Genomic DNA, 12,759 nt, shown 5'->3' with positions numbered 1-12,759 from the left:
AGAATGCGTGCTCATCCCCTGATTGGATCTTCGATGAGCAAGAATTCCCTGCGCGGCCTCTGCCTGGCCGCGCTGCTGTGTGTGCAGCCGCTGGCCGCCGTTGCCGCCCCTGCCGCAAGGAGCGCCGCCAAGCCTGTCGCCGCGCCTGCGCACAACGCGCCCCTGCGCCTGGACGCCGCGATTCCCGTCGGCCCACAGGTCAAGGTGGGCAAGCTGGCCAATGGCCTGACCTATTACATTCAGCGCAATGCGCGCCCGGAACGCAAGCTCGAGCTGCGCCTGGTGGTCAAGGCCGGTTCCATCCTCGAGGACGAGGACCAGCGCGGCCTGGCCCACTTCGTCGAGCACATGGCCTTCAACGGCTCGACCAACTTCCGCAAGCACGAGCTGGTGTCCTATTTGCAGACCATCGGCGTCGGCTTCGGCGCCGACCTGAACGCCTATACCTCGTTCGACGAGACCGTCTACATCCTGCCGATCCCGACCGACAAGCCGGAGCACGTGACGAAGGCCTTCCAGGTGCTGGAAGACTGGGCCCATGGCGTCAGCTTCAACCCGGAAGACATTGACAAGGAACGCGGCATCATCCTGGAAGAACTGCGCCTCGGTAAAGGCGCCTCGGACCGCATGAGCAAGCAGATCATGCCGGCCATCTTCAACGGTTCGAAATACGCGGAGCGCCTGCCGATCGGCACCGAGGACGTCCTGCGCAACTTCCAGCCCGAAGCCCTGACCCGCTTCTACCGCGACTGGTACCGTCCCGACCTGATGGCGGTGGTGGTGGTCGGCGACATCGACCCGCAACACGCCGAAAAGCTGGTCAAGGCCCATTTCGCCCACCTCAAGAACCCGCAACCGGCGCGTCCGCGCCCCTATGCCGAGATCCCGGCGCGCCAGGCCACCGAGGCCCTGGTCGTCACCGACCAGGAAGCGACCGGCAACGCGGTGCTGATCCGCTATCCGGTGCAGCCGGTGGTCGAAGCGGGCACCATCCGCGCCTACCGCGACGACCTGGTGCAATCGCTGTTCGCCAGCATGCTCAACCAGCGCCTGCAGGAACTGTCGCAGCTGCCGGAACCGCCCTTCATGGGCGCCAGCAGCTCGCTCGGCAAGCTGACCCCGCGCTACCGCTCCTACAACGCCTCGGCCGCCATCGGCGCGCGCGGCGCCGAAGTGGCGCTCACCGCCCTGGTCGAGGAAAACGAGCGCGCGCGCCGCTTCGGCTTCAGCGCGGGCGAACTCGAGCGCGTCAAGAAAAACCTGATGCGCAACTACGAGCAGGCCTGGAACGAGCGCGCCAAGAGCGATTCGGGCACCTATGCGGCCGAGTACATCCGCAACTTCCTGCAGCAGGAAGCGATTCCCGGCATCGACACCGAATACCGCTACGTCAGGGAGCTGGTCCCTGGCATCACCCTGGACGAAGTCAACGCCTATGCGCGCCGCACGATTCCCGCGGATTCGGGCAAGCTGGTACTGTACACGGGCGTGACCCGTCCCGACACACCACAGGGCCAGCAGCTGCTCGCCGCGGTGGCCACGGCCCAGCGCGCCGAACTGCGTCCGCACGACGAAAAAGCGGTGGCGGCGCGCCTGATGGAGCACCCGCCCGCGCCTGGGCGCATCGTGGCCGAATCGCACGACAAGGCGCTCGGACTGACGCGTCTGGAACTGTCGAACGGCGTCAAGGTGATCCTCAAGGCGACCGATTTCCGCAACGACCAGGTCATGATGAGCGCGGCGCGCTTCGGCGGCCAGAGCCTGTTCGGCGACAAGGACGTGCTGAACGCGCGCTTCGCCAACGCGATCGTGGCCAGCATGGGCGTCAGGGACTTCACGCCGCTCGACATGCGCAAGATCCTGGCTGGCAAGGCGGCCCAGGTGAACGTCGGCCTGGCCAACTACACCGACGTGGTGGTGGGCGCATCCGGCGCGACCGACATCGAGACCATGCTGCAGCTGACCTGGCTGAAGTTCAACGGCGTGCGGCGCGACGAAGACCTGTTCAAGTCCTATGTCGGCAAGCAGGCCGAGCAGGCGCGCAACCAGACCACGCAGCCCGGCGCGCGCTTCGGCGATGCGGTCATGTCGGCCCTGTACAACAACCACCCGCGCGCACCGCGCACCCTGAAGGCGGAAGAGTACGAGCAGATCGACCTCGACCGCAGCATCGAGATCTTCCGCCAGCGCTTTTCCAGCGCGAAGGACCTGACCTTCATCCTGGTCGGCAGCTTTGATACGGCCACGATCAAGCCGCTGCTGGCGACCTACCTGGGCAGCCTGCCGACCCCGGACCTGACCGTGGCCTACCGCGACGTCGGCCTGCGTCCGGCCACGGGCGTGGTCAAGCGCGAGGTGCGCAGCGGTTCCGAGCCGAAGAGCACGGTCTCGCTGACCTTTACCGGCGTGGCCGAGTTCAGCGAAGCCGAGCAACTGCGCCTGTCGGCCCTGCTCGAGGTGGTCAACCTGCGCATCATCGACGTGCTTCGCGAAAAGATGGCCCTGATCTACGGCGGCGGCGCCTCGGGCGTGCTGAGCAAGATCCCCTACGGGAACTACTCGATCGGCGTCACCCTGCCGACCGGGCCGGAACACGTGGACAAGGTGATTGCCACGACCTTCGAGGAGATCAAGCGCCTGCAGAAGGAAGGACCGATTGCTGAAGACCTGGAAAAGGTCAAGAGCAACTGGATCCAGAACCACCGCCGCTCGCTGCGCGAGAACGGCTACTGGCTGGGGCACCTGCAGACGGCGTTGAGCGAAGGGACCGACCCGGGCGCGATCCTGCAGGTCGAGAAGCAGGTGCAGGCCTTGACGGCGGAAGACATCAAGGTCGCGGCACGGCGCTATTTCAACGAGATGAACTACGTGCAGGTGGTGCTCAATCCCGAGACGCAGGGGACGACGGCGGTAGCGGCGTCGAACGCCAAGGCCACCGCGCCGGGTGGTTGACCGTAGGGTGGGCGGCTCGTGCTCTGGTTCACCGGACCAGAGCACCCCACGCCGTTATAGCGGCAGCAAGATCACCTGGCGCGACACGAACCCGATAACAATCACCGCGTGGGCGGGAAACCCGCCCACCCTACTTCGCCGAGAGCATGCGCTCCACGTAACGCGCAATCAGGTCGATCTCCAGGTTCACCTGCGATCCCGCCTTCAGGTGCTTGAGGGTAGTGACCTCGATCGTGTGGGGAATCAGGTTGATCGAGAAGCGGCATACCTTGCCGCCTTCGGTCTGGATATCCTCGACGCGGTTCACCGTCAGCGACACGCCATTCACCACCACCGAGCCTTTATAGGCCAGGAACTTGGCCAGGTCTTGCGGCGCATCGATGATCAGTTCGCGCGATTCGCCCACCGGTTCGAAGCTGTGCACGGTGCCGAGGCCGTCGACGTGGCCGGACACCAGGTGGCCGCCCAGGCGCTCGGCCAGGGTCAGTGCCTTTTCCAGGTTGACTTCGCCGGGCGCTTCCAATCCGACGGTCTTGCTCAGGCTCTCGCGCGAGACGTCCACGGTGAAGCTGCTGTCGGTCTTGTCCACCACGGTCATGCAGGCGCCGTTGATCGCGATCGAGTCGCCCAGCGCCACGTCCGCCAGTCCCAGCGGGCCGGCATCGACTTGCAGGCGCACGCCGGCAAACGAGCCGCCTTCGAGCGGCTTGACCGATGTGATGTTGCCGACGGCGGCGACGATTCCAGTAAACATATTATTCCTCAGTGTTGATTGTCGATTGGGCGAACCTGGCCAGGATGCGGATGTCGTCGCCGACCCGCGCCAGGTCGTGGAAGCGCAGCTGGCGCTTGTCGGACAGGCGCGCCAGCGGCGGCAGCTCGAACATGCCCTGCCCCGGTCCGATCAGGCTGGGCGCCAGGTAGACCAGCAGCTCGTCGACGCAGCCTTCGCGCACCATCGAGGCATTCAGCTTGGAGCCGGCCTCGACGTGGACCTCGTTGATCTCGCGCCGGCCCAGTTCCTGCATCAGGGCCGGCAGATCGACCTTGCCGCGCGCATTCGGCAGCACAATGACTTCGTGGCCTGCCGCGCGCAGCGCCGCACTCTTCTCGGGCTGCTCGGCCGCGGTCACGATCCAGCACGGCGCGCCCTGCAGGATGCGGGCGTCCAGCGCGATCTCGAGCCGGCTGTCGACGATCACGCGGCGCGGCGGCAAGGGCGTCTCGATGCCGCGCACGGTCAGCTGCGGATCGTCGGCCTTGATGGTGCCGATGCCGGTCACGATCGCCTGGGCGCGGGCGCGCCAGGCGTGGCCGTCGGCGCGTGCGTCCGGCCCCGTGATCCACTGGCTCTCGCCGCCGGCCAGCGCGGTGGCGCCGTCCAGGCTGGCGGCCACCTTCAGGCGCACCCAGGGAAGGCCGCGGCGCATGCGCGAAAAGAAGCCGATGTTGAGCTCGTAGGCCTGCTCGGCCAGCACGCCCGAGCTGACGGCGATGCCGGCCGCTTCGAGCTGGGCCAGGCCGCGTCCGGCCACCAGCGGGTTGGGATCGGTCATCGCCGCCACCACGCGCCCGATGCCGGCCTGCACCAGCGCATTCGAACACGGCGGCGTGCGGCCGTAGTGGCTGCAAGGTTCGAGCGTGACATAGGCCGTGGCGCCGCGCACATCGTTGCCGCGCGCCGCGGCATCGCGCATGGCCTGGATCTCGGCATGCGCCTGTCCGGCCGGCTGGGTGTGGCCGGCGCCGATGACGACGCCGTCGCGCACGATCACGCAGCCGATGCGCGGATTGGGCGCCGTGATGAACATGCCCTTTGCCGCCCAGGCGAGGGCCAGCGCCATGCCGTCGGTATCGTTGAGAATGCTTGCGCTGTCGTGTGCCACTCTGTTGTCCGCTGTTGGGTTCGCCCGGCCGCTAGGGCGGGGCTTCGGCCCCGTCACAGCCATCGTCGCGCGCGGGATTGCACAGCCGCGCACGCCCGAGCATGTTGATTTTAATACGCCGGATATGCCCGCCATGAAACAGCGACAGCGTACCGAGCCGGGAGGCGCCGCTGTTGCTGTCGCTGCAGCTGCGCCCGGCGCCATTGTAGGCGATGTACTGCGGCGGCGCAGGCTGGGTGAAGGAAAAGTCGATCTGCACGCCGCGTGGCAGCGGGCCGTGGACCGCGACCAGCTCGTCTGGCGGTCCCAATTCGCCGTCGCCGTCGCGGTCGACGAAGACGGTCCATCCTTGGGTCCAGTCGCTGCCCGCCGCGTCGCGCGGCGCCAGCTTGACCCGCTCGCCCCTGGCGATGGCCTGGGCGCGGGTGTGCAGGATGGCGTCCAGCAATTCGCTGGAGGCGGCCTTGATCTGCTGGTGCGTCACCAGGGCATGCAGGTCAGGCGCCGCCGCCGCGAAGGCCACGGCGGCGATCGCCAGCACCACCGCCAGCTCGGCCAGCGTGGCGCCGCGAGCGGAAGCGCCGCTCATGGCCAGCAGCGCGGCCCGGCGCCGCTCGCACCCTGCGCGCCGCTGCTGTCGAGGCTCAATACGCCGCAGTCCGGATCGCTGAAATCCGTGTCGACCCGGGCCGTCCCCGGCTGGGCCCGCAGTTCGATGCACTGGCGGATGTCCTGGCCTTCGCAGGCGCGCCCCTCGAGCTCGTAGGCGCTGTCCTCGGGACGCGTACCGAGCCACCAGCGGAACTGGCCGCTGTCGCCTTGTTCCGCTGATGACGAGAAGGCGACATAGGTGTGGTGCAGCGCGCGGTACTGTTCCTGGCGCTGCATGGCCTCGACCAGCGCCAGCTGGGCCTCGACGCGGCGGGTCCTGAGCACGTGCTGAGCGTAGCTGGGATAGGCGACCGCCGCCATGATGCCGACGATCGCCAGCACGATCATCAGCTCGACCAGCGTGAATCCGCGCGGCTTCATCGCCCCTCCTGCCAGTTGCTGATTTCGCGCCAGCCCACGCGAACCCCGGGCCCGCCGGGCGTGCCGGGGGCGCCAGGCTCCGCGACCGCTTGTGCAGGCTCGGCCGGCGGACCGGCGGGGAGCAGCTTGCGGTAATAGGCCTGCACCGCCACCTGGGTCGTGTCGACGCTGCCGAAGCCGAGCGCGGAAATCCGGTACAGCAGCACCTCTGGCGTGGAAGGCATGCGTTCGATGAGGTAGCGCGGCGCCTGCACCGCCAGTGCGCCTTCGCCAACGGGAATCTGCGCGCCCGTGAAGCTGCCGAGGGCGACGGAAGGCCCGGCGGCGTCGGCAAGCGCGGCGAAGATGTCGGCAGCGTCCGCCGCCTGTGCGCACAGGCCGTCGTAGGGAGCGCCGCCGCGGCAGCCCTCGCTGAACGCCGCGGCCGTGGCGTTAGCAAGCGCCGCGGCGCGCGCCGACGCGGGATCGGCGCCGCCTTCGATATCGTGCTCGGCGTCGACCAGCGCGGCCATGGCGCCGCTCAGCGCCAGCATGCGGTCGCGCTCGTGGCCGGCGGCGCGTGCGCCGTTGATCGCGGTGCGCGCGGCCGCAATGCTGGTCATCAGGATCGCCAGCATCAGCAACAGGGCCGTGAGCAGCGCCATGCCACGCTGCGCCCCGTTCGACTGAGGAGTAGCCATGCCGCCCTCACCTGGTGCGCGCCGGCAGCGCGACCGTGGTGCCGAACACCTTGCGGTAGCGCGCCGCGTGGCCGGCAGACAGCGCCGCCTCCATCAGGTGGGTGCCGGCATCCTCGCTGCCGGCCAGTTCGCCGTAGGCCTGGCCGAACAGGTCGTAGACGGCGTCGGACGCCGTCTCCAGCGGGCTGGCCGCTCCCTGCAGCAGCAGCGCCACGCGCACGCTCGCCACCTGCTTCCAGTGGGTGCGCCGGCGCCGTTCCACGTCGCGTTCGGCCTGGGTGTCGCCTGCCAGGGCCAGGCCGGCGTCGAGTTCCTCAAGCGCCGTGGCATTGACGTAGCGCTCGGGCGTGCCGTCGGCGTCGGTATCGAGTCCGTACAAGACCTGGAAGCTGTCGACCTTGCCCACCACTGCATCGGCCGACCAGGCGCTCGCGCCGCGGTACTTGCAGCGCAATTCCGCCTCGCCCTGCGCGTTGCGGGCGACGTAGAAGATGCTCCAGCCTTCCTGGTCGCGGTGCACGCTGAAACCGGCGCAGTCGAGCGTGGTGCCGTCGCCGTTCGGCGCGGCGCCCGTTCCCGGGAAGCGCACCGCCAGCACGTCGCTGCCATTGACCGCGTCCGGCAGCGCATTGTCGAGGGCGAATCCGGTCTTGCTCAGGCTGTGCGCGTCCAGGCCCGCCAGGTTGGCGGGCGCGCTCGGATCCGGCCCCGTGTTGTGGCCTTCCCAGTCGGCTGCGGCGGACTGCCGTATTGCGCGTGCGATTGCTTCCAGCGCGTAGCGGCCGGCGTCGTCCATGGCGGCCGTCTCCACCTGCGCGGCAAATGCGCGGTTGGCCCAGATGAACAGGCTGGCCGCCGCCAGCAGCACGCACAGGCCGATCGTCATGGCCACCAGCAGCTCGGCCAGCGACATGCCGCGCTGCCGCAGCGTACGCGGCTTCACTGCAGCACTCGCACGAAACCGGGCGCGTCCCCGGTGCCCTGCCAACCCAGTTTCACCACCGGCAGCGCGCCGGCAGTGCCGTCGCAGCTCCAGCGCCAGCGGCCGACCGCGCTGTCCCAGGGAGATGCATCGCGGCAGACTTCGATGCGCCCGCGTGGGAACTGCGCGTGCAGGGCCTGGCGGATTTCGTGCAGGTCGAACTCGGCCAGCTGGGCCGGGGTGCAACTGCTGGCGCCGAAACAGCTGGCGCCGGGCGCGGGCAGGCCATCCCCTGCATCATAGGCAAAGTCGAGATAGGGATTGGCGTCGTCCGGCAGGCCGGACATGGCGGGATTGAGCTGCATGCGCGCGGCCAGCGAGGCCGCCAGCTGGGCCGCATCGGACAGCAGCGCCGACTGCTGGCGCGTACGTTCCGCGGTCAGCTGGGTAGCGCCGGCGCCGACAATGCCGACCGCCAGCACGAACAAGGCGACCAGCACCTCGACCAGGGTAAAGCCAGGACTCTGCACCCGCACGACCAGCTCCCGTAAAAACGATGAGCTGCGAAGTTATCAGGCGTGCATGAGCCAGCCATGAGCTGGCGCAATCGAAAACAGCAACAGGTTCGTAATCGCGCTCGTGTGCGCGATTACTTGCGCGGCTGGCCGACTTCGGCGATCGCTTCCTGGAACTCGGCCAGGTCTTCGAAATTCTTGTAGACCGAGGCGAAGCGGATATAGGCGATCTTGTCGAGACGCTTGAGTTCCTGCATCACCAGCTCGCCCACGTAGCCGGTGTCCACCTCGCGGCGGCCGCTGGTCAGGAGCTTTTCTTCGATGGTGGCGACGGCGGTGTCGATCGCCTCGGCGGCGACGGGACGCTTGCGCAGGGCCAGCATCAAGCTGCCACGCAGCTTGTTGGACGAGAACTCGGTGCGGCTGCCGTTCTTCTTGACGATGATCGGCATCGACAGTTCGATGCGTTCGTAGGTGGTGAAGCGCTTGTCGCACTTCGCGCAGCGCCGGCGCCGGCGAATGGCATCCCCTTCCTCGGACACGCGGGTGTCGAGGACCTGGGTATCTTCATGCTGGCAGAAGGGACATTTCATGGCGCCGTGCTGAGAATGGGGCCGCTAGCCTGCGGCCCCGGGTTGCTTACTTCGCGTAGACCGGATACTTGTCGGTCAGCTTCTTGACTTCACCCTTCACGCGCTCGATGGTCGCGGCGTCGTGCGGGTTGTCCAGCACGTCGGCGATCAGGTGGCCGACCTTGACCGCGTCTTCTTCCTTGAAGCCGCGGGTGGTGAAGGCCGGGCTGCCGAGGCGGATGCCCGAGGTGACGAAAGGCTTCTGGGGGTCGTTCGGAATGCCGTTCTTGTTGCAGGTCATGTGGGCCTGGCCGAGGATCGCTTCCGCTTCCTTGCCGGTGAGGCCTTTCGAACGCAGGTCGACCAGCATCACGTGCGACTCGGTACGGCCCGACACGATGCGCAGGCCGCGCTCGGTCAGGGTGTTGGCCAGGGCGCTGGCGTTCTTGACCACCTGCTTCTGGTATTCCTTGAACTCCGGCGACAGCGCCTCCTTGAAGGCGACGGCCTTGCCCGCGATCACGTGCATCAGCGGACCACCCTGGATGCCCGGGAAAATCGCCGAATTGATCTGCTTTTCGTACTCGGCCTTCATCAGGATGATGCCGCCGCGCGGGCCGCGCAGCGACTTGTGGGTGGTCGAGGTGACGAAGTCGGCGTGCGGCACCGGGTTCGGATATTCGCCGGCGGCGATCAGGCCGGCGTAGTGGGCCATGTCGACCATGAAGTAGGCGCCGACTTCCTTGGCGATGCGGGCGAAACGCTCGAAGTCGATGCGCAGGGCAAAGGCGGAGGCGCCGGCGATGATCATCTTCGGCTTGTGCTCGCGGGCCAGAGCTTCCATGGCGTCGTAGTCGATGTCTTCCTGCTCGGTCAGGCCGTAGGAGACGACGTTGAACCACTTGCCCGACATGTTCAGGGCCATGCCATGGGTCAGGTGGCCGCCTTCGGCCAGCGACATGCCCATGATGGTGTCGCCCGGCTTCAGCATGGCGAAGAACACGCCCTGGTTGGCCTGCGAACCCGAGTTCGGCTGCACGTTGGCGGCTTCAGCGCCGAACAGTTGCTTCAGGCGGTCGATCGCCAGCTGCTCGGCGACGTCGACGTATTCGCAGCCGCCGTAGTAGCGCTTGCCCGGATAGCCTTCGGCATACTTGTTGGTCAGCTGCGAGCCCTGCGCTTCCATCACGGCCGGCGAGGTGTAGTTCTCCGAGGCGATCAGTTCGATGTGGTCTTGCTGGCGAACGTTTTCCTTCTGGATGGCATCCCACAGTTCCGGGTCGATATTGGCAAGCGTATGATCTTTGGCAAACATGTAAAACTCCAATCGAGAGAAATACCAGGCAACGGGCAGCGCGTCATGCGGCGGGACCGACAGGCGCACAGGCAGCCCGCAGTACGTCACGTACCAGTTGGTGGCTGCCCAGGCGAACGGCGAGTGGCATCTCACGTTCCCCGGTGGGTGTCCACCTTTTGCCGTGCGCATCGCAAACTCCAGGCGCACGGTGTTTCGCCAGTTACGTGAGACGTAAACTGAGAAGATTGTATGTGATCCAAGGCGCTTAGGGCAAGGAAACTGCTGTCTTCTTAACAAGCTTGCGGGTCCCAGCGGACTTGTGGCCATTTCGGCTACAATTTTCCATTCCTCCGCCCTTCGAGAGCAACCATGATCGTCTTCATTACCGGCGCGTCGGCCGGCTTCGGCGCCGCGATGGCGCGTGTCTTTGTCCGCAACGGCCACCGCGCTATCCTGGCGGCGCGCCGCACCGAGCGCATCGAAGAGCTGGCGCGCGAACTGGGCGATGCCGCCCTCCCCATCACGCTGGACGTCACCAGCCGCGCCTCCATCGAGGCCGCGCTCGCCGGGCTGCCGGAAGGCTGGCGCGACATCGACGTGCTCATCAACAATGCCGGCCTGGCCCTGAACACCAAACCGGCGCACGAAGTGCCGCTGGAAGACTGGGACACCATGATCGCCACCAACTGCCAGGGCCTGGTGACCATGACCCGCGCCGTGCTGCCCGCCATGGTGGCGCGCGCCAGCGGCCTGGTGATCAACCTCGGCTCGGTGGCTGGCCACTACCCCTACCCGGGCGGCAATGTGTACGGCGCGACCAAGGCCTTCGTGGAGCAGTTCACCCTCAACCTGCGCGCCGACCTGGTCGGCACCGGCGTGCGTGCTACCAACCTGGCGCCGGGCTTGTGCGGCGGCACCGAGTTCTCGAACGTGCGCTTCAAGGGCGACGACGCGGCCGCGGCCAAGGTCTACGAGGGCACCGTGCCCCTCACCGCGGAGGACATCGCGAACACCGCCTACTGGATCGCGACCCTGCCGCCGCACGTGAACGTCAACAGCATCGAGCTGATGCCGACCTGCCAGGGCTTCTCGCCGTTCACGATCAAGCGCAGCTGAAGCCACCCTCTATGCATATTGCAGGCATGTAACGAGCGCTCGGCAGTTGTGAGAAAGTGTTACAGTAATTGGTCTTTCGGCCATGTTTCACGTCTACTACTGCCGCACTGTAGCTGCCTTTACCGAGAGGCACGCCCGTCTTTTCCTCTCTCATATGTACGCAAGCGTACATAAGGAGGGGAAAAATCGCGTAAAATGTTTCCTATTTACACTTAATGGCAGGGGAAATGCCTTCAGCATTTGACTGGACAGTCAGGGTCTACTACGAAGATACCGACGCCGGTGGCATCGTGTTTTACGCTAACTACCTGAAGTTCTTCGAACGGGCGCGCACCGAATGGCTGCGCGCGGCCGGCGTCGGCCAGCAGGAATTGCTGGACACCGACCGTGCTGCCTTTGTCGTCAAGAGCGTTTCCCTGGACTACCACCAGCCTGCCCGCCTCGACGACGTGCTGACCATCCGCACCACGGTCGAGAAGCTGGGGCGCGCGTCGGTCCAGTTCGCCCAGGAAGCGTGGAAAGGCGAGCTGCTGCTGACCAGCGCCAGCGTCAAGGTCGGCTGCGTCGACCTTGCCACCATGCGTCCGCGTTCGCTGCCCGAGCATGCTGCTGATAAAATGCGCGCCGCATAAAGATAAACAGACAACAGAACCCAACCGATGACCGCGACCCAAGACCTTTCGTTTATTACGCTGATCGCCAACGCACACTTCCTGGTGCAGCTGATCATGGCCCTGTTGCTGATCCTGTCGGTCGTGAGCTGGACCTACATCTTCCGCAAGGTGTTCGCGCTGCGTTCCGCACGTAGCCAGACCGAACAGTTCGAACGCAGCTTCTGGGCCGGCGGCAACCTGCATACCCTGCACCAGAGCGCCAGCAGCCAGCGCGACCAGAGCGGTCCGCTGGCCCGCATTTTTGAGGCCGGCATGGGCGAATTCATCAAGGGCAAGCAGGCTGCGCGCGACGCCATGGACATGGGTCCGGTGCTCGACGGCGCCCGCCGCGCCATGCGCGCCGCCTTCCAGCGCGAACTCGACGCCCTCGACATCCACCTGAACTTCCTGGCTTCGGTCGGTTCGGTCTCCCCTTACATCGGCCTGCTCGGTACCGTGTGGGGCATCATGAACGCCTTCCGAGGCCTGGCCAACGTGCAGCAGGCCACCCTGGCCGTGGTCGCGCCCGGCATTGCCGAAGCCTTGATCGCCACCGCGATCGGCCTGTTCGCCGCGATCCCGGCCGTGGTGGCGTACAACCGCTTCACCCACGACATCGACCGCCTGGCCATCCGCTTCGAGAGCTTCGTCGAAGAGTTCTCGAACATCCTGCAGCGCCAGTCGCGCTAAGGAGAACCGGGATGGCCTTCAACAGCAGCCTGCGCAGCGGACGCAAACGGGCGTTCAAGTCCGAGATCAACGTCGTGCCCTATATCGACGTGATGCTGGTGCTGCTCATCATCTTCATGGCGGTGCCGGCCAACGAGGCGCCGAGCGTGGTCAACCTGCCGAGCGCCGAGAAATCGGCACTGCCGCCGGACACCTATATCCGCGTCTCCGTGCAGCCGGAAAACCGCCTGTCGATCGGCGTCGGCGGCAAGCAAAAGCTCGCCATGGAAGACGTGGCCGACCGCACCGCGCTGATGGCGCGCCTGCGCGCCCTGCACGAAGAGAACCCGGACTACCCGGTCTTGATAGAAGGCGACCGCGACAGCAAATACGAGGATGTGATCACCTTGATCTCGGACGCGAAGAAGATGGGTATCAACCGGGTGGGACTTGCCACCAAGTGAT

Annotated in this window: 14 protein-coding genes and 1 riboswitch; of the genes, 5 read left to right on the top strand and 9 right to left on the bottom strand. The window is 66.5% G+C overall.

The window, feature by feature from the left end; all coding sequences use genetic code 11:
* The first annotated feature begins 33 nt into the window (after positions 1–33).
* A complete protein-coding gene (locus LK539_RS09560) occupies positions 34–2,952 on the top strand; it encodes a pitrilysin family protein (protein ID WP_227800687.1) in 2,919 nt (972 codons plus the stop codon).
* A gap of 130 nt (positions 2,953–3,082) precedes the next feature.
* On the opposite strand, the gene LK539_RS09555 is transcribed toward LK539_RS09560, so the two are convergent.
* From LK539_RS09555 to glyA, 9 genes are all read right to left on the bottom strand, one after another.
* Complete coding sequence (locus tag LK539_RS09555) at positions 3,083–3,706, bottom strand: riboflavin synthase (protein WP_227800686.1); 624 nt, start codon at positions 3,704–3,706, stop codon at positions 3,083–3,085.
* Position 3,707: 1 nt separating this feature from the next.
* A complete protein-coding gene (gene ribD, locus LK539_RS09550) occupies positions 3,708–4,796 on the bottom strand; it encodes a bifunctional diaminohydroxyphosphoribosylaminopyrimidine deaminase/5-amino-6-(5-phosphoribosylamino)uracil reductase RibD (protein ID WP_227801131.1) in 1,089 nt (362 codons plus the stop codon).
* A gap of 73 nt (positions 4,797–4,869) precedes the next feature.
* On the bottom strand, positions 4,870–5,427 hold the full coding sequence (locus LK539_RS09545; protein ID WP_227800685.1) for a GspH/FimT family protein: 558 nt from the start codon (positions 5,425–5,427) through the stop codon (positions 4,870–4,872).
* A complete protein-coding gene (locus LK539_RS09540; protein WP_307729097.1) occupies positions 5,424–5,870 on the bottom strand; it encodes a type IV pilin protein in 447 nt (148 codons plus the stop codon). Before LK539_RS09540 ends, LK539_RS09545 begins: the two co-directional genes overlap by 4 nt.
* Positions 5,867–6,550, bottom strand: a complete 684-nt coding sequence (locus tag LK539_RS09530) for a pilus assembly protein (protein WP_227800684.1) — start codon at positions 6,548–6,550, stop codon at positions 5,867–5,869. The genes LK539_RS09540 and LK539_RS09530 overlap by 4 nt, the downstream gene beginning before the upstream one ends.
* 7 nt (positions 6,551–6,557) lie before the next feature.
* Positions 6,558–7,493: a PilW family protein gene (locus tag LK539_RS09525; RefSeq protein ID WP_227800683.1), complete on the bottom strand. Its 936-nt coding sequence runs from the start codon at positions 7,491–7,493 to the stop codon at positions 6,558–6,560.
* On the bottom strand, positions 7,490–8,008 hold the full coding sequence (gene pilV / locus LK539_RS09520) for a type IV pilus modification protein PilV (protein ID WP_227800682.1): 519 nt from the start codon (positions 8,006–8,008) through the stop codon (positions 7,490–7,492). Before pilV ends, LK539_RS09525 begins: the two co-directional genes overlap by 4 nt.
* 113 nt (positions 8,009–8,121) lie before the next feature.
* Positions 8,122–8,580: a transcriptional regulator NrdR gene (gene nrdR, locus LK539_RS09515; protein ID WP_036245133.1), complete on the bottom strand. Its 459-nt coding sequence runs from the start codon at positions 8,578–8,580 to the stop codon at positions 8,122–8,124.
* A gap of 46 nt (positions 8,581–8,626) precedes the next feature.
* A complete protein-coding gene (gene glyA / locus LK539_RS09510) occupies positions 8,627–9,874 on the bottom strand; it encodes a serine hydroxymethyltransferase (protein ID WP_227800681.1) in 1,248 nt (415 codons plus the stop codon).
* A gap of 99 nt (positions 9,875–9,973) precedes the next feature.
* A riboswitch (ZMP/ZTP riboswitch) is annotated at positions 9,974–10,090 on the bottom strand.
* Between the two features lie 135 nt (positions 10,091–10,225).
* Here glyA and LK539_RS09505 point away from each other — a divergent pair.
* The 4 genes from LK539_RS09505 to LK539_RS09490 all read left to right on the top strand — a co-directional run bounded on the left by LK539_RS09505 (position 10,226) and on the right by LK539_RS09490 (position 12,758).
* Positions 10,226–10,972: an SDR family oxidoreductase gene (locus tag LK539_RS09505; RefSeq protein ID WP_227800680.1), complete on the top strand. Its 747-nt coding sequence runs from the start codon at positions 10,226–10,228 to the stop codon at positions 10,970–10,972.
* 227 nt (positions 10,973–11,199) lie between these two features.
* Positions 11,200–11,604 (top strand): tol-pal system-associated acyl-CoA thioesterase, encoded by a 405-nt coding sequence (ybgC, locus tag LK539_RS09500; RefSeq protein ID WP_227800679.1) that lies wholly within the window; start codon positions 11,200–11,202, stop codon positions 11,602–11,604.
* A 27-nt stretch (positions 11,605–11,631) separates the two neighbouring features.
* A complete protein-coding gene (tolQ, locus tag LK539_RS09495) occupies positions 11,632–12,315 on the top strand; it encodes a protein TolQ (RefSeq protein WP_159695738.1) in 684 nt (227 codons plus the stop codon).
* Between the two features lie 11 nt (positions 12,316–12,326).
* A complete protein-coding gene (locus LK539_RS09490; RefSeq protein WP_227800678.1) occupies positions 12,327–12,758 on the top strand; it encodes a biopolymer transporter ExbD in 432 nt (143 codons plus the stop codon).
* Position 12,759: the final 1 nt, after the last annotated feature.

Source organism: Massilia sp. IC2-476 (assembly GCF_020707295.1).
Classification (GTDB): domain Bacteria; phylum Pseudomonadota; class Gammaproteobacteria; order Burkholderiales; family Burkholderiaceae_D; genus Telluria.
Note: the sequence above shows the minus strand (reverse complement) of the source record. Positions and strands in the feature narration are given on the sequence as shown.

Bases quoted from the DNA above. Each gene is read 5' to 3' on its own strand.
- ribD (WP_227801131.1), bottom strand. From the start codon at position 4,796: ATGGCGCTGGCCCTCGCCTGGGCGGCAAAGGGCATGTTCATCACGGCG.
- LK539_RS09490 (WP_227800678.1), top strand. From the start codon at position 12,327: ATGGCCTTCAACAGCAGCCTGCGCAGCGGACGCAAACGGGCGTTCAAG.
- tolQ (WP_159695738.1), top strand. From the start codon at position 11,632: ATGACCGCGACCCAAGACCTTTCGTTTATTACGCTGATCGCCAACGCA.
- glyA (WP_227800681.1), bottom strand. From the start codon at position 9,874: ATGTTTGCCAAAGATCATACGCTTGCCAATATCGACCCGGAACTGTGG.
- LK539_RS09555 (WP_227800686.1), bottom strand. From the start codon at position 3,706: ATGTTTACTGGAATCGTCGCCGCCGTCGGCAACATCACATCGGTCAAG.
- ybgC (WP_227800679.1), top strand. From the start codon at position 11,200: ATGCCTTCAGCATTTGACTGGACAGTCAGGGTCTACTACGAAGATACC.
- LK539_RS09560 (WP_227800687.1), top strand. From the start codon at position 34: ATGAGCAAGAATTCCCTGCGCGGCCTCTGCCTGGCCGCGCTGCTGTGT.
- nrdR (WP_036245133.1), bottom strand. From the start codon at position 8,580: ATGAAATGTCCCTTCTGCCAGCATGAAGATACCCAGGTCCTCGACACC.
- LK539_RS09545 (WP_227800685.1), bottom strand. From the start codon at position 5,427: ATGAGCGGCGCTTCCGCTCGCGGCGCCACGCTGGCCGAGCTGGCGGTG.
- LK539_RS09530 (WP_227800684.1), bottom strand. From the start codon at position 6,550: ATGGCTACTCCTCAGTCGAACGGGGCGCAGCGTGGCATGGCGCTGCTC.
- LK539_RS09540 (WP_307729097.1), bottom strand. From the start codon at position 5,870: ATGAAGCCGCGCGGATTCACGCTGGTCGAGCTGATGATCGTGCTGGCG.
- LK539_RS09505 (WP_227800680.1), top strand. From the start codon at position 10,226: ATGATCGTCTTCATTACCGGCGCGTCGGCCGGCTTCGGCGCCGCGATG.